Annotated in this window: 22 protein-coding genes; 18 read left to right on the forward strand and 4 right to left on the reverse strand. The window is 60.7% G+C overall.

Features of this window, described 5'->3' with window-relative positions:
* Window positions 1-21 precede the first annotated feature (21 nt).
* The 4 genes from BN1724_RS07420 (at window position 22) to BN1724_RS07435 (ending at window position 5,830) form a co-directional block, all read left to right on the forward strand.
* Window positions 22-1,641 carry an ABC transporter substrate-binding protein gene (locus tag BN1724_RS07420; protein ID WP_058234846.1) on the forward strand — a complete coding sequence of 540 codons (1,620 nt, stop codon included), beginning with the start codon at window positions 22-24 and terminating at the stop codon, window positions 1,639-1,641.
* A gap of 166 nt (window positions 1,642-1,807) precedes the next feature.
* Window positions 1,808-2,773, forward strand: coding sequence for an ABC transporter permease (locus BN1724_RS07425; protein ID WP_058234847.1), 966 nt, complete (start codon window positions 1,808-1,810; stop codon window positions 2,771-2,773).
* Window position 2,774: 1 nt separating this feature from the next.
* Window positions 2,775-5,015, forward strand: a complete 2,241-nt coding sequence (locus tag BN1724_RS07430; RefSeq protein WP_058234848.1) for a dipeptide/oligopeptide/nickel ABC transporter permease/ATP-binding protein — start codon at window positions 2,775-2,777, stop codon at window positions 5,013-5,015.
* Entirely contained in the window at window positions 5,012-5,830 is an 819-nt protein-coding gene (locus tag BN1724_RS07435; protein WP_058234849.1) for an ABC transporter ATP-binding protein, read from the forward strand. Before BN1724_RS07430 ends, BN1724_RS07435 begins: the two co-directional genes overlap by 4 nt.
* A 146-nt stretch (window positions 5,831-5,976) precedes the next feature.
* Here the strand turns inward: BN1724_RS07435 and BN1724_RS13435 are convergent, their stop codons facing one another.
* From BN1724_RS13435 to BN1724_RS07445, 3 genes are all read right to left on the reverse strand, one after another.
* Complete coding sequence (locus tag BN1724_RS13435; protein WP_269447056.1) at window positions 5,977-6,099, reverse strand: hypothetical protein; 123 nt, start codon at window positions 6,097-6,099, stop codon at window positions 5,977-5,979.
* A 406-nt stretch (window positions 6,100-6,505) separates the two neighbouring features.
* A complete protein-coding gene (locus tag BN1724_RS07440; protein WP_172797098.1) occupies window positions 6,506-6,835 on the reverse strand; it encodes a DUF427 domain-containing protein in 330 nt (109 codons plus the stop codon).
* 185 nt (window positions 6,836-7,020) lie between these two features.
* Window positions 7,021-7,341, reverse strand: a complete 321-nt coding sequence (locus tag BN1724_RS07445; RefSeq protein ID WP_058234851.1) for a DUF427 domain-containing protein — start codon at window positions 7,339-7,341, stop codon at window positions 7,021-7,023.
* Between the two features lie 175 nt (window positions 7,342-7,516).
* Between BN1724_RS07445 and BN1724_RS07450 the strand changes: the two genes are divergently transcribed.
* The 4 genes from BN1724_RS07450 to BN1724_RS07465 all read left to right on the forward strand — a co-directional run bounded on the left by BN1724_RS07450 (window position 7,517) and on the right by BN1724_RS07465 (window position 11,251).
* Entirely contained in the window at window positions 7,517-7,861 is a 345-nt protein-coding gene (locus tag BN1724_RS07450) for an ATP-binding cassette domain-containing protein (RefSeq protein ID WP_058234852.1), read from the forward strand.
* Complete coding sequence (locus tag BN1724_RS07455) at window positions 7,854-9,080, forward strand: ABC transporter permease (RefSeq protein WP_058234853.1); 1,227 nt, start codon at window positions 7,854-7,856, stop codon at window positions 9,078-9,080. Before BN1724_RS07450 ends, BN1724_RS07455 begins: the two co-directional genes overlap by 8 nt.
* Window positions 9,081-9,363: 283 nt before the next feature.
* The gene (locus tag BN1724_RS07460; protein ID WP_058235857.1) at window positions 9,364-10,284 is read left to right on the forward strand and encodes a dihydrodipicolinate synthase family protein; all 921 of its coding nucleotides are present in this window, start codon (window positions 9,364-9,366) and stop codon (window positions 10,282-10,284) included.
* Entirely contained in the window at window positions 10,226-11,251 is a 1,026-nt protein-coding gene (locus BN1724_RS07465) for an ROK family protein (protein WP_084252860.1), read from the forward strand. The genes BN1724_RS07460 and BN1724_RS07465 overlap by 59 nt, the downstream gene beginning before the upstream one ends.
* 9 nt (window positions 11,252-11,260) lie before the next feature.
* Here BN1724_RS07465 and BN1724_RS07470 read toward each other — a convergent pair whose 3' ends face one another.
* Window positions 11,261-11,749: a DUF2087 domain-containing protein gene (locus tag BN1724_RS07470; RefSeq protein WP_058234854.1), complete on the reverse strand. Its 489-nt coding sequence runs from the start codon at window positions 11,747-11,749 to the stop codon at window positions 11,261-11,263.
* Between the two features lie 243 nt (window positions 11,750-11,992).
* On the opposite strand from BN1724_RS07470, the gene BN1724_RS07475 reads away from it, so the two are divergent.
* From BN1724_RS07475 to BN1724_RS07510, 10 genes are all read left to right on the forward strand, one after another.
* Window positions 11,993-13,720: a PTS transporter subunit EIIC gene (locus tag BN1724_RS07475; RefSeq protein WP_084252861.1), complete on the forward strand. Its 1,728-nt coding sequence runs from the start codon at window positions 11,993-11,995 to the stop codon at window positions 13,718-13,720.
* 172 nt (window positions 13,721-13,892) lie between these two features.
* Window positions 13,893-14,552, forward strand: coding sequence for a PTS sugar transporter subunit IIA (locus BN1724_RS07480; protein WP_058234855.1), 660 nt, complete (start codon window positions 13,893-13,895; stop codon window positions 14,550-14,552).
* 5 nt (window positions 14,553-14,557) lie between these two features.
* Entirely contained in the window at window positions 14,558-15,490 is a 933-nt protein-coding gene (locus BN1724_RS07485; RefSeq protein WP_084252863.1) for a PRD domain-containing protein, read from the forward strand.
* A gap of 197 nt (window positions 15,491-15,687) precedes the next feature.
* The gene (locus tag BN1724_RS07490) at window positions 15,688-16,365 is read left to right on the forward strand and encodes an N-acetylmannosamine-6-phosphate 2-epimerase (protein ID WP_058234857.1); all 678 of its coding nucleotides are present in this window, start codon (window positions 15,688-15,690) and stop codon (window positions 16,363-16,365) included.
* A gap of 325 nt (window positions 16,366-16,690) precedes the next feature.
* On the forward strand, window positions 16,691-17,686 hold the full coding sequence (locus BN1724_RS07495; RefSeq protein ID WP_058234858.1) for an NADP-dependent oxidoreductase: 996 nt from the start codon (window positions 16,691-16,693) through the stop codon (window positions 17,684-17,686).
* A gap of 304 nt (window positions 17,687-17,990) precedes the next feature.
* Window positions 17,991-18,131, forward strand: a complete 141-nt coding sequence (locus BN1724_RS12930) for a hypothetical protein (RefSeq protein ID WP_157085812.1) — start codon at window positions 17,991-17,993, stop codon at window positions 18,129-18,131.
* Between the two features lie 226 nt (window positions 18,132-18,357).
* Window positions 18,358-19,401 (forward strand): YcaO-like family protein, encoded by a 1,044-nt coding sequence (locus BN1724_RS12620; protein WP_172797099.1) that lies wholly within the window; start codon window positions 18,358-18,360, stop codon window positions 19,399-19,401.
* Window positions 19,398-20,366: a hypothetical protein gene (locus tag BN1724_RS07500; RefSeq protein ID WP_157085813.1), complete on the forward strand. Its 969-nt coding sequence runs from the start codon at window positions 19,398-19,400 to the stop codon at window positions 20,364-20,366. The genes BN1724_RS12620 and BN1724_RS07500 overlap by 4 nt, the downstream gene beginning before the upstream one ends.
* 257 nt (window positions 20,367-20,623) lie before the next feature.
* The gene (locus BN1724_RS07505) at window positions 20,624-21,901 is read left to right on the forward strand and encodes an MFS transporter (RefSeq protein ID WP_157085814.1); all 1,278 of its coding nucleotides are present in this window, start codon (window positions 20,624-20,626) and stop codon (window positions 21,899-21,901) included.
* A gap of 132 nt (window positions 21,902-22,033) precedes the next feature.
* Window positions 22,034-23,329: a class I SAM-dependent methyltransferase gene (locus BN1724_RS07510; protein ID WP_058234861.1), complete on the forward strand. Its 1,296-nt coding sequence runs from the start codon at window positions 22,034-22,036 to the stop codon at window positions 23,327-23,329.
* Window positions 23,330-23,332: the final 3 nt, after the last annotated feature.

Here is a 23,332-nt window from a genome sequence, read left to right on the forward strand (position 1 = left end):
CCGTCGCAAAGGAGCCTTGACATGACGGCCTCGCCCCACCTCCCTCGCTCCCGCCGAGACTTCTTCAAGCTCACCGCCACCATTGGTGCAGCCGCAGGCATCACGGCAGGCATCGCAGCGTGCGCACCGAAAGGTGACACCAGCACCGGCCAAAGCGCCGCCCCCGCAGGCGACGCCAAAAAAGACGGCACCATCTCCGCCGCCATCTCCTACGAGCTCGGCACCAATGGGTACGACCCCATGACCACCACCGCCGCACTCACAGTCGCCGCCAACTGGCACACCCTCGAAGGCCTTACCGAACTCGACCCAGCCTCGCGTGAGGTCTACGCGGCACTCGCCAAAGAGCTACCCACCAGCACCGGCACCACCCACGATATCGTCCTGCGCGACGGCGCCGTCTTCCACGACGGTTCCAAAGTCACCGCCGACGACGTCGTCTTCTCCTTCCAGCGAGTCCTCGACCCAGCCAACAACTCGCTGTACGCCAACTTCATCCCCTTCATCGACAAGATCGAAAAGAAGAACGACTCCACGGTCACCATCACCACCAAGTACCCGACCGGTGTGTTCGCCGAACGCCTGGCCGTCGTCAAAATCGTGCCCAAGGCCGCCGTCGAAAAAGACCCCAAGGCCTTCGACGCCAATCCCGTCGGCTCCGGCCCATGGAAGATGACCGACAACAGCGCCACTTCCAAGAAGGTTATGTTCGAGCGCAACGACGCCTACAACGGCCCCAAGCCCGCCAAGGCCAAGAAAATGGAATGGCAGGTCATCCCCGATGCCGCCACCCGCACCAACGCAATCCAGTCCAAGACCGTGCAGGCCATCGACTCGGTCCCCTACCTGTCCATCGACCAACTCAAGGCCAACTCCAAAGTCGAGTCCGTCCCCGGGTTCGGCCTGCTGTTCGCCATGTTCAACCAGTCGCCAAACAACCCGTTCGCCGACCTCAAGAACCGTCAGGCGTTTATGTACGCCATCGACATGAAGAAGGTCATCGACACCGGTCTGCTCGGACAGGCTGAGGCCGCCACCTGCTTCCTTCAGAAGGATCACCCCTTCTACAAGCAAGCCTCCACCGTCTACACCCACAAGCCCGACGAAGCCAAAAAACTCTTCGGAGAAACCGGGCTGAAGAGCTTCCGGATGCTGTGCACCGACCACGACTGGGTCGCCAAGTGCACCCCGATCATCCAAGACTCCCTCAAGTCCGCTGGTATCGACGTGAAGTTCGAGCAGAAGAAATCAGCTGACGTCTACAACACCATCGACAGCAAGCCAGAGTCCTACGACGTCGTGATCGCCCCCGGCGACCCCTCGGTGTTCGGTAACGACCCCGACCTGCTCATGCGCTGGTGGTACTCAGGTGACACCTGGACCGACAGCCGCATGCACTGGAAGGGCAGCGACTCCTACAAAGAGGTGCAGAAACTGCTGGCAGAAGGCCTGCAGGCCACTGACAAGACGGTGCAAAAGGCCACCTGGGGCAAGCTGTTCGACACCCTGTCGGACAACGTCCCGCTCTACCCGCTCTTCCACCGCAAGTCCCCCACTGCTTGGGACTCCTCGACCTTGGTCGACTTCAAGCCGATCTCCCTGACCGGCCTCAGCTTCGTGGGAGTCGGCACCACCAAGTAGTCCCCTCGGCCAACTCCCGCTCGTCGCCAGACCCTTACCTCGGCACGGTCGGGAGTGCCAACCACTGATAAATGTCGGTGGCATCCGCGATGCGCCACCCCAGCGGATGCCACCCTCACCTTGTCACCGACCGTCCGCGACACGACAGCCGGAAGGAGCCTGTTCCGTGTCCAACCTTCTGCGCCTGATCGGCAGACGCCTTATCGCCTTCCCGATCATGGTCCTCGGGGTCACATTCCTCGTGTTCTTCGTTATGTCGTTCTCACCCGCCGACCCGGCGCGGCTGGCTCTGGGTGAGTCCGCATCCCAACAGGCTCTAGAGGCCTACCGGACAAGCCATGGCCTGAACGACCCCATCTTCGTGCGCTACGGCAACTTCCTATGGGGCATGATCCACGGTGACCTTGGGACGACCAGCGGCAACACCCCCGTCACCGAGGTCATCGCCAAAGCGTTCCCCATCACCCTGCAGCTCACCTTCCTCGGCCTGCTGATCGCCGTGGTGATCTCGCTGGTCCTCGGTGTGCTCGCGGCTCTGTACCGAGACCGGTGGGTGGACCAGCTGGTGCGCGTTATCTCCATCGCGTCACTGGCCACCCCGTCGTTCTGGCTCGCGATCCTGCTGATCCAATGGCTGGGCACCGTTCCCGGCGGCTGGGGCATGTTCCCCGCCGTCATCAGCTCATGGACCTCAATCTTCACCGACCCGTACACCTGGGCCAACAACATCATGCTGCCCGCGTTCGCGCTCGGCGTCCCCGTGGCCGGAGCATTGACCCGCGTGGTACGCACCGCCATGGTCGAAGAACTCGACAAGGACTACGTACGCACCGCCATCGGCTCAGGTATCCCCTACCACATCGTGGTCGCTCGCAACGTGCTGCGCAACGCGCTGATTACCCCGATTACCGTGCTCGGCCTGCGCGTCGGCTATCTGATGGGTGGCGCGGTCATCATCGAAATCATCTTCAACATCCAGGCCATGGGCCAGTTGATCCTCGACGGCGTCACCCGAAACGACGTCTTCCTCGTCCAGGGCGTGACCCTGACGGTCGCCATCGCGTTCATCATCGTCAACATCGCCGTGGACGTCCTCTACGTCCTAGTGAACCCGCGGATCAGGAGCATCTGATATGCGTCGCAACCTCACTCAACGCCTCAGCTCCGTCCAAGGCGCACGCCTGGGCGCACTGCGCAAACTCCCGATCACCTCAAAAATCGCGATCGGCTTCCTCACGATCCTCGTGATCGCCGCGATCTTTGCGCCGCTCATCGCCCCGTTTAATCCACTCGCAACCGGCCTCCCCCAGGCAGCTCAATCCGGCACCGGAGACCTGATTCGACCCACCGTCCCCCCGGATGGCACCTTCTGGTTCGGTACCGATAGCACCGGGCGCGACGTCTTCTCCCGCGTTCTGTACGGTGCACGCTCCTCGCTGATTATCGGCCTGTGCGCCACCGGTTTCGCGCTGTGCGCCGCCGCCATCCTCGGCTCCATCGCCGCCACCGCCCACAAATGGGCCTCGGAAGTGCTGATGCGCATCCTGGACATCGTCATGTCCTTCCCCGGCATCGCACTGGCCGCGGTGTTCGTCGCCGTGTTCGGCACCTCCCTGCCGGTTCTGATCTTCGCCATCGGGTTCTTATACATCCCGCAACTGTCGCGCGTCGTGCGCGCCAACGTGCTGTCCCAGTTCGGCGAAGACTATGTGGCCGCCTCCAAGGTTATGGGCGCTTCCACCACTTGGATCCTGATTAAGCATGTGGCCCGCAACTGCATGGCACCGATCATGGTGTTCGCGACGGTGCTGGTCGCCGACGCCATCGTGTTTGAAGCGTCGCTGTCATTCATCAACGCCGGCGTGCAGCCGCCCGACCCCTCGTGGGGCAACATCCTCGCCGAAGGTAAGCAGGTTCTGCTCGCCGGCTCCTGGTGGCCAACCTTCTTCCCCGGCCTGATGATTCTGATCACGGTGCTCAGCCTGAACATTCTGTCCGAAGGCCTCACCGACGCCCTAGCTAGCCCCCCGGTCCGCCGCGGCGTAGACGTCGAAGCTGATGAGCAGGCACTGCGCGAAGCCCAGGGCCTGGACGCAGTCACCGCCGATGCGGCACACCCGGCAGCCGAGCTGGACCAAGCGGTCGCCTCACCGACCCAGATGATCGCCCCCGCGCACGCCGACCGGCATCGCGACGAAGAGATCCTCACCCAGCTGACAGAGGAACGCTCCGGAAAGCACCGGGCCGACGAACCCAAGCAGTCTGAAGCCAGCCTCAAAGTCAAAGTTCTCGGGGCCACCGACAACGCCACCTCGCGCCGGCTACTCAAAGAGTCGCTCGATACGCTCAACCGCACCGAGTCGGCTCGCACAGATCGTCTGATCTACACCGACACCAGCGCGAAACCGCTGCTGGACGTCAAGAACCTCAGAATTGCGTTCCCCGACGCCCACGGCGACGTCGATATTGTCGACGACATCTCCTTCACCGTCCGGCCCGGCGAGACAATGGGCCTGGTGGGCGAATCCGGGTGCGGTAAATCCATCACCTCCATGGCGATCATGGGTCTGCTGCCGCGCACCGCGCGGATCACCGGTGAAATCCTGTTCGACGGCAAGAACCTGCTGGAGATGACTCCCAAGCAGCGCAATGCCCTGCGCGGACACGATATGGCCATGATCTACCAGGACGCGCTCAGCTCGCTCAACCCGTCCATGCTGATCCGAGCCCAAATGAAGCAGCTGACCTCCCGCGGCGGCACCCGCACCGCCGAGGACCTGCTGGAACTGGTGGGCCTGGACCCCAAGCGCATGCTGAACTCCTACCCGCATGAGCTCTCAGGCGGTCAGCGCCAGCGCGTGCTGATTGCTATGGCGCTCACGCGCGACCCGCAGCTGGTCATCGCCGATGAACCCACCACGGCCCTCGACGTGACCGTGCAAAAGCAGGTGGTGGATCTTCTGAACTCGCTGCGTGAACAGCTCGGATTCGCCATGGTGTTCGTCAGCCACGACCTCGCGCTAGTCGCGCAACTCGCCCACCGCATCACCGTGATGTATGCGGGTCAGGTCGTCGAGCAGGGCAGCACCAGGGAGCTGCTGACCGATCCCCGGCACGAATACACTCGCGGCCTCCTCGGTTCGGTGCTCTCGATCGAAGCCGGTGCCGAACGCCTGCACCAGGTGCCAGGTACCGTCCCCTCGCCTCGCGAGTTCGTCAGCGGCGACCGTTTTGCCCCCCGGTCCGCGAACCCCACGGTTGGTTTAACGACGCGTCCGCATATGCAGCTGATCCACGGCACGACGCATAGCTACGCCACCACCGACAGTGACCGCCAATCCGAGGCCACGGAGCAGACAGGAGATCCGCGATGAGCACGGCCGCAAAGAAACCGGTGAACAGCGCAGATACCCCGGTCATCGAGCTGAAAGACATCCATGTGGTGCACCGGCTGCGCACCGGCAAGCTGTTTCGCCCGGACCGTATCCGGGCCGTGGACGGCGTGTCCTTTACGGTGCGCCGAGGCGAAGTGGTCGGCATCGTCGGCGAATCCGGGTGCGGTAAATCCACCCTCGCCCGCGTCATGGTGGGCTTGCAGCGCCCCACATCGGGAACCCTGCTATTTCGCGGGCGCGCCGTCGGCCATGGCCGGGCGGCCCGCCGCGAACTGGGGCGTGCGGTCTCGGTGGTCTTCCAGGACCCGGCAACCGCGCTCAACCCCCGCATGATCGTGCGCGACACCCTGCTGGATCCCCTGCGTGTGCACGGCATCGGCTCCCATGCCGACCGCATGAACGCGGTGCGGGACCTGGTTCAGATGGTGGGTCTGCCACTGTCGGCTTTGGACGTGCTCCCCCGGCAAATTTCGGGTGGTCAGCGTCAGCGCGTCGCGATTGCCCGCGCGCTTGCGCTCGGCCCCGACGTGATCGTGGCGGATGAGCCGACCAGCGCCCTGGACGTGTCCGTGCGCGCTCAGGTGCTCAACTTGCTCATGGACCTCAAGGAACAGCTCGGACTCGGGCTGGTGTTTATCTCCCACGACATGAACACCGTGCGCTACGTGTCTGACCGGATCACGGTGATGAACAAGGGCCGGATTGTCGAGCAAGGACCAGCGGAAGATGTGTTCGCTAACCCTACGGATGCCTACACCCGCACGCTGCTCGCAGCCACCCCGTCACTGCTGTAAAAACCTTTAAAAGGCCTGTCCTAGCCCAAAGGCCTGTCCCGGCCCTGGTCCAGGGCAGGCCTTTGGGCTAGCACAGGCCCGGCGGTTAGGGCTAGGACAGGCCCGGTGAGGCCGCGGCGTACGGATACGCCGCGGCCTTTGCATGCTCAGACCCCTTCGGTGACCACGATCCCGGAATCGAATTCAAATGCGATGCGATTGCGAATACCCCAGGCCGGAATCGGGAAGGGATTGGTCCACGCGGCATCGATGAGAAACTGTCCGTTCACGTTCACGTGCCGGTACAGCGCGATACCTCAGCCCAAATATGCCGTGAAAGTTTGGCTTTTGGTCAACTCAACCAAGACATCTTCCGGCGGGAAGAAGTAGTCATCACCCAGACGGACCGCCTGGACGGGACGGGCAATTACGACATCGCCATTGTGGGCGGTAGCAGCTCTCTTTTTCGTAGCGTTCACCCTAAAACATGGCGACTTCACATAGGTCGCGATACCGCGAATCGGAGGCTGTCTATCGCCGGGTTTCCGGGCGCGAAATGCCGGTTAGTCCTGGGCGCCCGAGGTCTTGATCATGCGTCAACACTCAAGGCCCCGGCCATTCGTCGATTGACCCCGCCTCATACCCGACGAAGTCCTTGAGGTGACTGCGGTGTGACCCCCATGATGTTCTTAAGGTTTAATGCGGCGCAGCACCGTCCGGCATGAGTCCCGGGACCACCACGATTCCCGAATCAGGTCGAAACGCGACGCGATTGCGCATGTCCCAGCCCAGCGGGAGAGGAAGCGGAGTGGTCCATGCGCCATTGCGGAGATACCGGTCGTTGATGTTTACGTGAAGGTAAAACGCGATACAAAGGCCCATGGCGAAGGTGAAATCCTTACTGGGGACAAGCTCAACGAAGATGTCTTTCCGAGGAAAGTAAAATTCGCGCTGCATCAAGACCGCCCGCGTCGTGCGAGCTATGACGATATCGCCATACAAAGCGGTTGCGGATCTTTTCGCCACGGCGTTTCTCCCAGTCGTCGAGCCGCGAAAACACGTTGCCCACAGACTAAAACAAAGCGGACGATCCGACTTGGGGCCATCCGATGTCCGCCTCATCTTCGGCACGGCGGCACACGCGGCAATCCGAGCTAATTTCGCCGCATACGCCCTCATCGCCAGCCGACCAGCTCGGGAGACCGTAATCCTTAACGCACCTTCGGTAGTGATTCCGCGGTGACCACGATCCCCAAGGATGGCTCAAACGCAATCCGCCGTCGAATACCCCATGCCAGCGGTAGGGGCAACGGATAGGTCCAGGCGGCATTGTGGAGAGTGTGACCCTCCACGACGACATGCCGGTACCGCGCAATCCCCTTCCACGGACACAGCGTGGTCAGGGCACTCGGAGCGAGGTCGGCGTCAACGTCCTCCAGTGGAAAGTAATAGTTTCCTTCGACACGCACAGCCTGTGTGGTGCGGGCGATCACGACATCGCCGTACCGAGCGATAGCAGATCTCTTTTTCATCCCGTTTCTCCCCTTTGGCAAGCACGTCTAGCGGTGTCGCGTCGCAAACCACCACCGGGCACAGCGTAGATAAGTAGGCTGAACGATATGTGCGTATGACACCTGAGACCGAGGACGTTTACTCGGTCTTCCTGAACGGATTGGCACATCGAGTGGCGGACGTCAGAGAGAAACAATGATTACATCACCCATATCGCCGCCGGTTCTGGAACTCAGATCAATCTCTAAAACCTATCCAGACACGTCCCAAGGCAACGGGGCCACAACCGTTGAGGTCTTGCAGGAGGTGAGCCTCAACCTCAACGCCGGGGAAACACTATGGCTGCGCGGGCCGTCTGGATCCGGGAAATCCACGGTTTTGCGCATCGCCGGGCTCGACCACGACAATGCACAGCGTGTCCTCGACCAGGTAGAACGGGTCCGCGCCGCAGGGTGCGGGGTTTTGATCGCTAGCCATGACCCTGCAACCGAACGTGTAGCCCAGCGCGTGCTCAGCCTTCAGGGAGGTCATCGTGACTGACGGAACCCGGGTTCTTCTCCGCTCAGACCTACGAGCGATGATAACTACCCATCGCCCCCTCTTTACTCTTCTCCTTGCCGCCATCGCGCTTCTTTTGGCGACTCAGACGGTGGTCGGGGCCGGTCTTGCGCATTACGCTCATCAGGCGCGGACGACCTCGGCGCTGAACCTGATTGAAGTCTCCGCAGCGGCCCCGTCGGCGCAGCGCGACCTATCGGCACCAAATCGCGCACTCATCGCTAAAACTCCGGGCGTCACGCACGTGTATCCGTGGTATCAGGTCAGCCTGTCACTGCACGAGAGCAGCGATTGGCCCGATCCGATGACCAATCCCGGTGAGATTTCAGGCTCTCCCATCATTCCTGGACTGATGCCTCCGCTGGTTGCCGGGGATCTTCCGCCGCAGGGACTGGCTGACGACCAGATCCTGCTCCCCAAAAACGTTCCCGGTGGAAATACGCTGAAGCTCCTCCACAAGAAAGTATCGATTGAATTCACCGCCGATAGCGGCATCGTCGGAGTCGGACAGCCGGGCACTCGCGAGTTCACGGTGGTTGGCATCGTGGATAATAGTGTCCCGGGTAAGAGCGGCCCTCAGCCCGCGTTCCTATCCGATGGCGCACTGTCCAGCCTGCTTCATGCCAGTGCGGGAAAACCCAGTCTGGACAGCGTTCTGACCACGATGTACGTCCAGACTGCTGACGCCGATCAGGTCGCTTCGGTGCAGAAAGCGCTTTCCGAGAAAGGTTTTGCCGTCTCTAGCCTGCGCGATCAGATGCCAGACCTGGGCGGTCTGTTCACAGTCCTAGGTTTGGCGTCGTGGGTGCTCACCGCTGCGGCAGCCGTTTTATGCATGGCGATCGGCGCCTCGGCGGGAACCACGTGGGTTCGGCAGCGACGGCGCGAGATCGGCATCTTAAAAGCCCTCGGGTATAGCAATGGGCGGATTGGAAGAATCATTGCGGCGGAATTGTTTCTGGCCGGAGTTTTGACGGCGGTGATCGGCATCCTGGTGGGCATCGTGCTCTCGCTCATCGCGACGACGGCGGTCTCCTACGCTGATATTTCTCTTCTGCCGGTGGCTCCGTGGGGTTTGCCGTCGTGGCAGAGCGTAATCATCGTGCTGGTGGCTACCCCATTTTTCCTGACCCTGGGTGGTCTGCGGCATGTGATCGCGTCGGCTCGTCTGGAGCCTGATGAGGCGCTGCGGGATATGTAGCCTCGGCGCCCCAGGGGGTGGCCTGCCTGCGCAGCTCGCTGCCCTGGCGACTCCGCAGTCCCGCCGAGTCCGCCGCCCTGCCTACTCTCATGTGACACTGCGCCGGCGCAGGGAAATTGACATCCTTCGAGGAGTTCGGCTACCGTCATTAGGACATCAGATGTCTGACAACACTTTCACCTAGGTGGCGCGCCCTGAGAAACACCTGTCCCTCACCGACGAGCCCGTTTCTCGACATCATGTCCACGCCCATCCGCACCCCCGCACCCGAAAGGCGCACCTCATGAGCACCAACGCACTACGCGGCGTCGTCCCGCCGCTGCTCACCCCGCTGACCGCCGACGGCGAACTCGATCGCCCCTCACTTGAACGCCTCATCGCCCGCCACATCGAAGGCGGCGTCGATGGCCTTTTCGTCCTCGGATCCAGCGGCGAAGTCGCCTACTTTGACGACGCCATGCGCAACCGAGTACTCGAAAACGTCCTCGGAATCGTCTCCGGCCAGGTCCCCGTGATCGTCGGCGTCATCGACACCCAGACCTCCCGCGTTATCGAGCACGTGCGCGCCGCCGCCGCTCAGGGCGTAGACGGATACGTCGCCACCGCCCCCTTCTACTCGATCACCGGCCCCGAAGAGATCGAAAACCACTTCCGCGCCGTCGCAGCAGCCTGCGATAAGCCGCTCTATGCCTACGACATTCCGGTGTGCGTCCACACCAAGCTCAGCCCGACCCTGCTGACCCAGCTCGGATCCGAAGGTCTTTTGGCAGGCGTCAAAGACTCCTCCGGCGACGACGTCACCTTCCGCCGCCTGGCTGCCATGAACCGCGCCGCCGGCTCCCCGCTATCGCTGCTCACCGGCCACGAAGTCGTCGTCGACGGCGCCTACCTGGCAGGAGCCGACGGATCCGTCCCCGGCCTGGGCAACGTTGACCCCGCCGGATACGTCCGCATGGACCGCGCCGCCCGCGCCAACGACTGGGAGACAGTGCGCCGCGAACAGGACCGCCTCGCCGCCCTGTTCGAGATCGTCTTCACCCCGGCCGACAAGACTGGCCCCGCTGCCGGAGTCGGCGCCTTCAAGACCGCCCTGCGCGAACTCGGGGTGATCTCGACCAACGCGATGTCCTCGCCAATGACCGCGATTGAGGGCCCCGCCGTCGAGCGCATCCGCCAGATCCTGGACGAAGCCGGGCTGCTGTGAACAGCGGGGGCGGAGCGCAGCTTGTTCTGACGCTGGATTTAGGCGGAACCAAAACCACAGCCGCGATTATCGCGGTGAGGTCGCAGCGTTCCGACACTCACCCGAGCGCGCAGCTTCTCGTCTCGCGCACCGCCCCCACCCCGCCCGCCTCGGAGCCCAGACGGTTCTCAAATCCGCCCTGGACCTCGCCGACGGCGTACTGCGCGAGTTCTCTAACTCGTCCCCCACTCCACAACAACCCGTCGCCGTCGGGATTGCGTCAGCAGGCGTCATCGACCCGGTGCGCGGAATCGTCACCCACGCCACCGACGCCCTGCCCGGCTGGCCCGGCACCGACCTCGCCGGAGCATTCTCCGCACGATTCGGCATCCCCGCCGCAGCCCTGAATGACGTGCATGCGCACGGGCTCGGGGAAGCCCGGTTCGGCGCTGGCCGCGGCACTCAAGACATGCTGTTGGTCGCTGTCGGCACCGGAATCGGCGGGTGCATCGTCGCCGGCGAGCGCCTGGTGATCGGCAACCATCACGCCGCCGCCCACGTGGGGCATATCCCGGTTCCCGAAGCCAACGACGTACTGTGCTCCTGCGGCCGCACCGGACACCTCGAAGGTCTCGCCTCTGGGCCCGGCATTCACGCGGCCTATCAGCGGGCAGGTGGACAGGCCGCCGACACCCGCGAGATCGCCGCCCGTGCCGCCCAGGGTGAAGAGCTCGCCCGCACCACCATCACCATCAGTGCTTTTGCTACTGGTCGCGCTATCGGCGGCCTGCTAAATGTGCTCGACCCCGACCTGGTTGTGCTCACCGGAGGAGTGGCGGGCATCGGCCCGCTCTGGCGCACCGCCGTCACCGAGGGCATCACCTACGACGCCATGGATGTGGTTGCTCACACGCCGATCTGCGATGCCACCGCCGGGGTGGAAGCCGCTCTGCTCGGCGCCGCAGCCTGGGCACTTGATCGGCTCTAGAGCACGCGACTAGAGGGCGCGGAGTAACGAATACTTCGCGCCGTCGTGTGTGCGTGCAAGCAGACCGGAATCCACCCCATCTCGGCGCACAACCGCAACGTCCGGCGTGAACATAGCGACCGCGGCATTCAACTCCGCTTCACTCATCGCGCGCTGCGCACCGACCCGCGCGAAGACTTCCCGAATAATCTCCTGGGAGGCCTCAACGCGCTCTTTCTCGCTCGACGGAAGCTGCTCCCGGCGACCCACCCGAATAATGAGGTCATCCTCTAAAAGACCTTTTAAACGGTCGGCTGTTGTCCGTAGCAGCGCGATATCGACGTGACCGTCCTGAAGCCAGTCATACCGAGGACCAGACACTGATTCTTGATTATTAGAGTCCTGAGCGGTCAACTGGCGACACAACTGGTCCCGCAGTTTCGGTGTCGCCAAAGCGGAGACAATCATGCGTGCCCGCTTCACAGCATCAGCGTCATCGGAATTCAACGCGGTACCCATGTATGTTCCTCACATCGTCGTCTATATATCGTCTAGATCGTCGCAATATGCGCCCTGCACAGATAGTACCCGTCACCAACACCGCGCTATTTAGCCCCAAATATCTCAGGCCTTCAGCACGGGCTTGCCAGGCTGGGTCAGTGGTCCTAGTATTTCTCCAGCCGCACCCACTGCTGGGTGTGCTTAGCAGGATTGTGACTCATGTGAGGCAAGACCTGATACTTCTCCCACCCCGGAGATCTCATGTCCTCACCCACCCCGACCGCCCCTGGCACACGCAGTTTGCGATCTCGCCTCGGAGCTCCGTTTAAGAACTTGCAGAAGGTCGGCAAAGCATTCATGCTGCCGATCGCAATCCTCCCCGCCGCGGGCCTCCTGCTCGGTATCGGCGGAGCCCTGTCAAACCCGAATACGGTTGCTGCCTATCCGATCGTGGATAACAAGATCCTCCAGGCGATCTTCACCGTGATGTCCGACGCCGGTAACGTCGTCTTTTCCAATTTGGCCCTGCTGCTGAGCATCGGCCTGTGTATCGGTTTGGCTAAGCGCGATAAAGGCACCGCGGCACTTGCGGGCATCGTCGGATACCTGGTGATGACCGGCACCACCGCGTCACTGCTAAAAATCTTCGACCCCAAAGGCGACCCCATCGACACCGGGATCGTCGGCGCCCTGGTAATCGGCGCGTTGGCAGTTATGCTGCACAACCGGTACCACAACATCCAGTTACCCCAGGTGCTCGGCTTCTTCGGGGGTTCCCGGTTCGTCCCGATCATCGTGTCGCTGGTTGCCATTCCGATCGGTGCCCTGTTCTTCCTCATCTGGCCGCCGATCCAGCACGCCCTGATTGCCAGCGGCGAAAGCATCGCGCAGCTCGGCCCGTTCGGCACCTTCCTGTACGGCTTCCTGCTGCGCCTATCTGGCGCGGTCGGACTGCATCACATGATCTACCCAATGTTCTGGTACACCCCGCTTGGTGGCACCGAAGTGGTGGCCGGGCACACGGTCTCCGGGGCACAAAAGATTTTCTTCGCCCAGCTCGCCGACCCCAACCACCACGGCCTATTCACCGAAGGCACCAAATATTTCGCGGGTCGTTTCGTCACCATGATGTTCGGTCTGCCCGGCGCCTGCCTGGCGATGTACCACTGCGTCCCCAAGGGCAAGCGCAAGGTCTACGGCGGGTTATTCCTGGGCGTGGCCCTCACCTCGTTCGTCACCGGCATCACCGAGCCGATCGAGTACATGTTCCTGTTTGTTGCGCCGCTGCTGTACGTGGTGCATGCGCTGCTGGACGGCCTGTCCTTCCTGCTCGCGGACGTGCTACAAATCCGCATCGGCAACACGTTCTCCGGCGGCGTCATCGACTACATGCTGTTCGGCGTGCTGCAAGGCGAGGACAAGACGAACTGGCTATATGTGTTGCCGGTTGGCGCCTTCTGGTTCGCGCTGTACTACGTGATCTTCCGGTTCGCGATTACCCGGTTCAACCTGGCAACGCCGGGCCACAGCGATGACGCCGACGTTGTTGAGACCGGTGCCGCAGGAACCTCCAGCACCGCGTCGCACTCGGCGGGCTCAGCGGGGGCGTCCTCGGCATCGTCATCTACAGCCGCTGGACCAGCCGGTTCATCAGGTGTCGCAACGGCAGCTCATGCGGCCACCGCCATCGCCGATACTCCCGCTTCCGCCGGGTCGAGCGCACCGGCCTCGGGACCGGATGCGCTGCGCGCCACCGCAATCCAGATCATTGATGCATTCGGCGGAGCGGATAACCTCGAAGACGTGGATGCGTGTATCACCCGTCTGCGGGTATCCGTGGTCGATCCGGCCAAGGTCGATAAACAACGGCTGCGTAACCTGGGCGCCATCGACGTGTTCGAGGTCGCCGGTGGCGTGCAGGCCGTGTATGGAGGAAAGGCTGTGCTGTACAAGTCCGTGATTAACGAAATCATCGGGCACGACGACTAATCGTCCGCGCGCGCGGTCGCCCATGCTCCGCGTTCCGCGCGCGCTACCGGCGTAGCCCGGAAGCCATCTCAGCCCGATGCGCGATACGCGATACGCGATACGCGCCAGGTTTGCTCACTGCCCAAGGTTCGCCCACTATTCAAGGTTCACCCACTACCCGAGAGGATTCTCCGTGTTCGGTATCTTCCGCCGGAAGTCATCCCCGTCATCGTCCGCTGAGACAGCGGCTGCTACCACCCATGCCGCGGCGGCTTCGGACGCCACACCGGCTCCGGCCACCACAACGGATTCGGACGTCGCGGCTACCTCGCAGGCCGCACCAGCCGCAGGCGCCACGGCTGTCTCCCAGGCGAAGACCGCTTCACACAGCGACGAAAACTCCGGCTGTGAGATCTATGCCCCCGCACCGGGCAAGGTCCTTTCCCTCGGGGAGGTTCCCGATCCGGTGTTTTCGCGCGGGCTGGTCGGTCCGGGGTTTGCGCTGGTCCCCAGTGCGAGCCCCATGTGTGCGCCGGTCGAGGGCACCATCACCTTGATCCCCGACACCCTGCACGCTTTCGGTATCACCACCGACTGCGGTCTGGAGTTGCTGGTGCATGTCGGTATCGACAGTGTGGGCCTCAAAGGGCAGGGGTTCACCGCGTTGCGCGCGGTGGGCGAAAGGGTCAAGGCAGGTGATCCCGTGCTGGAGATTGATCTGGATCTGTTGCGCGAGCAGTTGCCGTCAGTCGCCACGCCGGTGGTGATCACGAACCTCGGCGATGCCCGGCTAGATGGCCCCTCGCTGGATGCGGGTGAGGGCGAGCCCGTCCTGAGAGTGACCCGAGGCTGATCTCCATGCGGAATGGCGCATCACCAGCTCCTGATCATCCAGGACACCGCGGACGGTTGGTCGCTCACCGAGTGCACAACAACAACGTGGTGCTCGCGACAGATCGCGCGGGGCGCACGGTGCTGGTGACGGGCCCGGGGGTCGGTTTCGGGGTCCGCCGCGGAACACCGCTGGATCCGGCCCGGGTTGAGCTGGTCTACGTGCCCGAAACTAAAGAGCACGCCGGGCGTCTTGCGGGCGCTCTGGCGGAGCTCGACCCCTCGATTCTGACTGCGGCGCAGACCATCGTGCATCATGCTGAGTCCTCGCTCAACCTCTCCCGACCTGAGGCTCTGCTGCTGCCAATTGCCGACCACCTGGCCTACGCGATCCGGCGGGTTCGCGAGGGCATGGTGATTGAAATGCCGCTGGTGTGGGAAGTGCGGGCGCTGTATCCGCGGGAGCTCGCCGCCGGCCAGGCTGCGCTCGGCATTGTTCGGGACACGCTCGGGGTGCCTCTGCCGGATGACGAAGCGGCGGCTTTTGCCCTGCATTTTGTCAGCGCTCAATTCGGCGCGCACCCCATTGACCGCACCGTTCTCATGACTAAGACGCTGGGGACCATTTTCGATGTGCTCGATGAGTGGCGCGGGCAGCCGTTGGACCGCACCGGGCAAGCGGCGACCCGGTTTGTGACCCACATTCGCTACCTGTTTGTGCGCCTCAGCGAGGGGCGCGCCCCTCACGATGCCCCGCAGCTGGTGCAGGAAGCACTGATGTCTGCGCTTCCTGAGGCGATGCGGTTGGCCCGGAAGGTGGCCGACATTCTCGAAAGTGCGTGGCAGCAGCCCGTGGGCGCCGACGAAACCGCGTATATCGGTCTGCATATTTACCGGTTGTTGGCCGATGCCGGAGAAGGCACATCGCCTGCCGGAGAGGGCGCACCGCCGGCCGGATAAGGCGCTACTTCGGCTAGGGGAACGCGGGTCTGGTCGAAGCGAGCACTAGCCCGTAGGGTCCAGGGTTGGCCCACTCGCGCGACCGGGCGGGTGAGCAGCCATGCAGCTCTTCCCGCCACGGCGCCGTCCTCGGCGGTAGGATATTTAACAGATAAGACGTCTGATGTTGGTCCCGACGGGCCGCGAAAGGATCACCCATGGACTCCCGACTGCTTCCGCTGCGCAACACCCTAATCGTCTCCTGCCAGGCCTACCCCGGCGAACCCATGCGAGATCCCCGCACCATGGCACAGATCGCCGCAGCCGTGGAACAGGGCGGCGCATCAGCCGTCCGCGCCCAGGGACTCGAAGACATTCGGCAAGTCAAAGCCGCCGTGTCCGTGCCCGTCATCGGGATCTGGAAAGACGGCAAGGAGGGCGTTTTCATCACCCCGACCCTCGACCACGCCCGTCAAGTAATCGCCGCAGGCGCCGACATCCTCGCCCTCGACGGAACCCTGCGCCCCCGCCCGGATGGACTCAGCTTCGCTGAAACCGTGCGCCGTGTGCGTGAGGACAGCGATGTGCTCATCATGGCCGACTGCGACAGCCTCGAATCGGGCCTGGCGGCAGCCGAGGCAGGCGCGGACATTATCGGAACCACCCTGGCCGGATACACCGATGCCCGCCCCAAGACAGATGGGCCTGACCTGGAGCTGCTCTCTGAGCTCGTGCACCGTCTGCCCGAGCACGCAGTGGTCGCCGAAGGTCGCATCCACACCACTGAGCACGCCCGCGCCGCCCGAGACACCGGTGCGTTTGCGGTGGTCGTCGGCACCGCCATCACCCACCCGACCACGATTACGACCTGGTTCCGCACCGCCGTCACGGGCTAAGGCCAACGTCACCGGCTAGGCGCTCACTTGTCCTTAGATAGGTCGGGTGCCCTAGCCGCAACATAAACACCAGGTATCGCGTGCTAGCCCAGCAGGAGTCGTCGCGTTTTAGCCCGCCGCTGCCTACGATAGTCACCCGCTATAGAAGCGTCCGCTCGACGGCTTGGGCCTGCGAGGGCACCTCCGACACACCCCACGTGAACCGTCGGCATCTCCCATATATCCCCTCCGAAATACCCCTTGCCGATCCCCGATCCGCATAGCAGTAGCGCCCGCAGCACGAAACCAACCTGAAGAGGGTCACCACAGGTGTGATGATAGGGCTATGCGCGCGATCACACTCCACGAATTCGGCAGCCCCAAGGTCCTCACCCTGGAAGAGCTTCCCGACCCAGAACCCAGCCCCGGTGAAGTCCGCATTCGTGTGCTGGCCGCAGGCTTAAATCCCCTGGATTACAAAATGCGCGACGGAAGTTCAGGGATGTGCTCGCGGATGAGCTTGCCCACCGGTCTGGGCCGAGAACTGTGCGGCGTCGTCGAAGCCCTCGGCGACGGAGTACCCGATACGCCGCTCCCCTCCGCTGACGGATCGGTCCCAGATACGGCAACATTGATCGGCTCCACCGTGTTCGGGATGCGACGTCCCTCGGATACCCGCGGCTGTTACGCAGATGAAGCGGTGATCGCCCTCGACGAGTTGGCAGCTGTTCCCGCTGGTGGGGACCCGCTCACGTATGGCGGTCTTGCTCTGGCCGGGCTAACCGCACTCACCGCGGTGGAGGATCAAGCACGCATTCGCGAGGGTGAGACCGTTCTGGTGCACGGAGGCTCCGGAGGGGTCGGCCAGATCATTGTCGCTTTAGCGCGTGCCGCCGGTGCGCGCGTGCTCGCCACCTGTAGCGCGGCAAATATCGACCGGGTACGCTCGCTCGGGGCTGAGCCCTTCGACTACACGGGCACCGGACAGGATGCCTGGCCAGCTGCCGTACTGCGCGCCACCGATGGCAATGGGATCAATGCGGTGATCGACACCCATTACTTCAGTACCTTCGTGCCCAGCCTGGATGTACTCGCACCCGCCGGACGCATCGTGGTGCTCCCAACACTGGCCGACACCACCCCAGCAACTGCCCGAGGCATTGAGGTGCACGTTCCCTCCGTCGCTCCCCACCGGGCACGGCTGCAACGGCTCACCGAGCTTGTCACCGACGGCACCCTGTCCGTCGAGGTCAGCGAGGTTTTCCCCCTCGACGAGGTGGCACGGGCCCATGCATTGCTGGAAACCGGCCATACCCGCGGCAAGATCATCCTGCGACCCTGAGGACCAGTTCCACGGTGGCTAGAGGCAAATCGACAGACCAATGGCCAACATACCCAGTAGTCAAATTCGCCCCTTTTGACGCATTACCTGAGTGCGACCTTACGGCGCGAGCAGACAGGTAACTCACCCCTATCTTCCACTGCAACCGTCAGACCATAACCATATACACCTCAAATTCAACTAGCTTCCGAGGTGGACTCAGAGGGAAACATCCAGGTTCCCTACAAGCAAGATCTGTGATACAGTCCACATGGTGTGATGGCCAACACATAATCGAGATAACTCTAGCCGCTAGGAGAGCATCATGGGATCAACACGTAGCGAACTTAAGAAGGCGACCGCTCAGCTTGCCGAAGACGAGACCTTCGACTTTGACTTCTTTCTAGAAGAAACAGATCAAACCGAATCGGAACGTGCCGCGCACAGTTCCGTAACGAAGGCTTAAGTTGGACAGCTTTAGCCTCAGAGCGGCGTCTCGGTCCAAACTGAGACGCCGCTCACAACTTGAGCGGTCACGGCATTTATCGCAAGCAATAGCCGAGGGTTACGCCGCACTTGCTAGCGAAGGACTACAAATTAAGTTACAAGAAGTTGACCATAGCCCCGAAAGTGGGTTACGCATAGTCCAAGCCAAAGCAAAACAACAACGCTCAGCAATCGTGGTGTACGCGGTGGGTAAAGGCATTGATCGACAGAGTGAAGCAAGCGCCATTTTTGAAACAATCGAGCATGCAGCCGCTACAGGAGTTATCGGGACAACGCGAGCGCAGCCTACGGAAGTTACCGAGGGGGAAATTATTACCGATACTTTATCTAGGTATGCATTAAAAAATAATATCGCTCGTTACACAAAATTTTATAAACTAACAAACAAATATGATCTTTCAACAATTTCCGGATATTACCCAACAAGCGCATGCGACCTAAGCTCAACTCCAATTACGTCCGCCGAGGAAACTTTATCTAATTACTGTTCTTCGACTGGCTACGCCGCAGGGAGCAACATTCGCGACGCTATCCTTCACGCTCTAAATGAAGTAATCGAAAGAGACGCTATCGGTACCCGATTAATTAATTTCATAATCAAAAAAGAGAATCCACAATATCACAAAACTTTCGATGATGAGACACTTAATCACCAGTCAAAATCAATTTCAAAACAGATAGGTCGTCAACTACGCTTCGTACAACTACCAAGCTTAGCTGGTACAACGATAGCCGCGTATGCTAGTTCCACACCGTATAGCAAAACCGCCATAGTTGGCTGTGGGAGTAGTTGGTCTGCCGCATACGCTGCCGAGCGGGCAATCGCAGAGGCGCAACAAGAGCATTGGGCAAATTCCCAGGAATTTGGCATTGAACACGATGGAGGGGTCACATCGGAAGTGGCACTCGCACGTTACCCCGTTCTTCTTCATGCCAAGCGAACACGTAATATGTTCTACGACGCTACCCAGTCAACCTCAGATTTATCAACAAAAACGCGAGATAAAAATACTAATAGTCGATCACTCGTAGCAGAACTAAACAATCGTGGATATGAAGCATACGGGAGAGTGGTTTGGATGGCGAAGACTGGCGGAGCGGCAGTTTGCCAGGTCATAATCGCTGGCGCCGAGCGATTCAATATGATTAAATTCGGGATTCCCATACAGGCAACTGGGCGACTTGTAGATAAAGAAACTATTAAACACCTAATTAAGAAAGGAATATGATGTTTACAGAAAATAAAACCACTATCAGCAAGGCTATTAAATCTTTGGTAGGTGGCCGATACGGAGATTCCAAAATCATCGACACAGTGTCTCGCACTTGGTATGAAAGCTTTGGAGCGCCCATGGAGCTTTACGACACAGATGTCCTCCACCCCGGCGCCGAATCTTTACTGGAAACTCGAGCTTTGAATTCGACAGCTGTTTTATGGGATTCCCAGCATGTCTTTCAACCGCTTAAAACACTTAAGGGCGACCCAAAGTCACTCAGCGCAACTGATCATCCAGCTGATCACGAGGTCGACGTTGAGGTCTCATCCAGGACTGCCGAACCCATTGTCCCATTATCTTGGGAAATAGAGCACAAAATTAAACAGTCCTTCCAAGATCTCCTAGCCTATGGTGGAGCCATGGGGCAAGACGCAATCAAGTACCTTAAACGGCTACGCCTTGTGAGTGGAAAAACTGTTGTAGGCGGCACTTTTACTGACCTTGTAGGTTTATCATACTTTGACGTTTCGACATTTAGCGACTCTGAAGAAGGATCAGAGTCCCTCCTTCACGAGTGCCTCCATTCCAAAGCGCAACGTATCACAAGAGGATTTGACCGCCCATTTCTTGACGATCAGGCCCCGGAAACGCTAGAGATTCCATGGTGGCGAACTAATAAATCAAGGGTTTTCTGGAACACGTCTCGAGCTTTTGATGCGTTCCATGTTTATTCGCACATTTCATTACTTGCGGCAGCTCGCTATACAAAAACACAATCATCCAAGACCCTTCGCCGTTGTCAGATCGCCGCATTCCGGTCAGCATATCTATATAGCATTCTTAAATCCGCTTCAGACGCAGATCTAGACGAAGAGCGTCGTCTGATGGCGGTTTGGATTAAAGAAATTACTCTGCCCCCTTTTGGTTTAACTAAAGAAGCTGCTGATCTTATTGATTCACCATTAGGAGTGAAGTAGTTTGGATCCTCGCGACAAATATGAAATCGGGGATGAGACTTCCGTCGCAATCAACAGATATCAATTACTGAAGACGATAGAAGTTTGTCGAGCAGCAATTGACCCCCAGAAGTTGGAATCATATTTTGCCCTAAAGGCGCTACTGTTACTGGAGGTAGAAAGTGCAGTTCAACTTGATGGTCGACAAGACTATGATTCTCTTAAAAAGAATTTAATAGAATCACTGAAAGTTGCACCATGGCCGAAATCGAGACGCAGTGCCGATTAATACGTCCATAGTTCGACGCGCCCAGCTCCTGATGGTTACCGGGCTACTCTCTTCATATATCGGGTCCCAAATAATTGAAGGAGCAGTCTCCGGTTTCATTACTTTGGGGCTCTTCCCGGTGATGTGGGTTCCTATTTACCGCACCGTCACTGATTTCCAGGATGCCCTCGCGTCAGGCATCTCAAAGCTGATCGAAGGCCGGGATCCTGGTCGCGTTCTGGTTACGTGCGAGGGCGTCGATATTTGCGTCACCGCGGTCACCATGGTGGCGCTGCTCTTATCGCCAGAAAGTATCCGCACACCGATCCTGGTCATATACCTTCTCGCTGTTTCTTTTCTTCCGCTCATCGTCGATCTCGCCGAGGAGTTCTATCTCAACGACATCGGCCAAGTGGATGCCTCGCTGGTTATCCGCGCGAACACACTCATCGTGGTCGGGACCGCAGTGAGCGGATTGGTCATAGGTCAACCAGTCGGCGCTCTGATCAGCCCGGCGGGTATCGTCCTCATTCTCGGTCTGAATCTGGTGGCGTCCCTGCTCGCCATCTACTTCAGGACCAGATCAGCGAGGATTTTCAGTCCGCCCCATACGGTTGACGATACGGACGCCGACCAAGCGTTGAACGCTCGCTCAATTATTCGATTCTTTATTCCGTCGAGCCTGAGCATCCTCACTAGATTCGGCTACCTGTCACCCTTCTTTTCGTTTGTCGTGTCATTTAGCCCGGCCCTCATTGGGACCTATATTCTCCTGTGGGCAGTTGGCAGCGGCCCTCACGCCACCAAGTCGCTCGGCGGACTGCTCTTTGTCGTGGGTGTAATCGCCGCGGCGAGCCCATATCTGATCGGACGCCTCATGCGTCGATATCGCGAGTCGGTACGCATTATTTTGCGCTATCTCCTGTGGGGAGTGCTGGCCGGATACTGTTGCAGTCTGGCTGGGATTTTGTATTCCGACAGCGCGCGTACCAAGTCGATCATCGTAATCACTGGATTTCTTATCGCTACCGTCTGTGTAACCGGAGTTCGCTTCGCTATTTCGACGTCGCGGCAATCCGCGCTAAAACAATCGGACTTTCGCGCCGTCGTCGGCTGGTCTTACTCCATGACCGCACTCGGAGGCATAGCGGGCTCGTGGGTCGGGCTATGGCTCGGGGTGGCGCGTAACCCGACAATCGCCTTGGCTCTCGCAGCCGCGACGATGCTTTGTGTGGCGATCTGGGCGACACTGTGCCGCGCCCCGACAGCGGCCAGCGCGAACGCCTAAAAACAAGCCGGCAAAAACACCTAGCTTCGTACACCCGTCGTCGCGCACATCCTGCCTACACAAGCACCTAGCTTCACGCACCCGTGGTCGCACATATCCTGCCCGCACAGCCCGGCCATTAGGATGAACCCCATGGAACAAGCGGACGGAAGCGGCACCAACAGCAGCGGTGAGGATGCGTTCCGACGCTCGCTCGCCCTCGTGCTTGAACCCGAGGGCTGGGCACTGTTGAATTCACTTCCCCCCTACGATCCAGACCATGCGCTATCGCTCGGCGAGCGCTTGCGTGCACAAGGATATGAGGCCGACCTGGTATCCGCAGTGCTCACGCAATCCCGGCTGCGGGCAAAAGCCGCCGACAAATTCGGGGAGTTCGCTTCCTCGATGCTGCTGACCCCAGACGGTCTCGAACAGTCCACCCGGCTTCCCGTCGCCGTGCATCATGCTCGCCGTTTCGTGCAGGCTGGGCTCAGTTCAGTAGCCGATCTCGGGTGCGGACTCGGCGGTGACGCGATGGCCAGCGCAGGCCTTGGCCTGGATGTTGTGGCTGTTGACCGCGACCCGGTGATCGCGTCCCTCGCTCGGATTAATCTGATGCATCTTCCCAATGCCCGGGTGGACATTGGCAGCGCCGAAGATCACGATCCGGCCAGCACTGATGCCGTGTGGTTAGATCCCGCACGCCGCACCGAACGCGGACGCATTTTCGATCCAGAAGCCTGCTCCCCGCCGCTGTCCTTTGTCGTCGACCTTGCGCACCGCTTGGAGGTTGCTGGGAAAGGCGCCGCCGTCGGTGCGAAGCTCGGGCCCGGTATCGCCCATGACGCGCTGCCTGCCGAAGCGGAAACAGAGTGGATATCGTGGCATGGCCAGGTCCTGGAGGCGACCGTGTGGTTCGGCATTCTGGCGCGAGACTCCGTGAAGCGGTCGGCCCTGGTGATCAACGCGCAGGGAACCCACCTGCTCACTGATCGCAGCGTGCCCGCGACACGTGCAGGCACCGCACAACCGGACTTGCTGGAGGTTGACGATCTCGGCGATTACCTCTTCGAGCCCGACGGCGCGGTAATCCGGGCGGGCCTCATTGCCCAGGCCGCCTCCCCCATGCAGGCACGTCTCATTGACCCCACAATTGCCTATCTCACCGCTGATCAGCCATTCACCTCCCCCTTCGTCACCGGATATCGCGTCCGCGAGGCGATGCCATTCGGTGTGAAACGGCTGAAGTCGTATCTGCGTGAACACGGTATCGGACGCCTCACGATCAAAAAGCGAGGCACCGCAGTAGAACCTGATCAGCTACGTCGGCAACTGAGACCGCGCACTTTCGGCGATGGCGAAGCCACCCTGGTGCTGACCCGGCTGCGCGGCGAACAGTCTGTCATCGTGTGCGATCCCATCGCCCCCGAGAAGGCGTCAAAGAACTGACCG

Origin of the sequence: Devriesea agamarum (assembly GCF_900070355.1) — a bacterium.
GTDB classification, from domain to species: domain Bacteria; phylum Actinomycetota; class Actinomycetes; order Actinomycetales; family Dermabacteraceae; genus Devriesea; species Devriesea agamarum.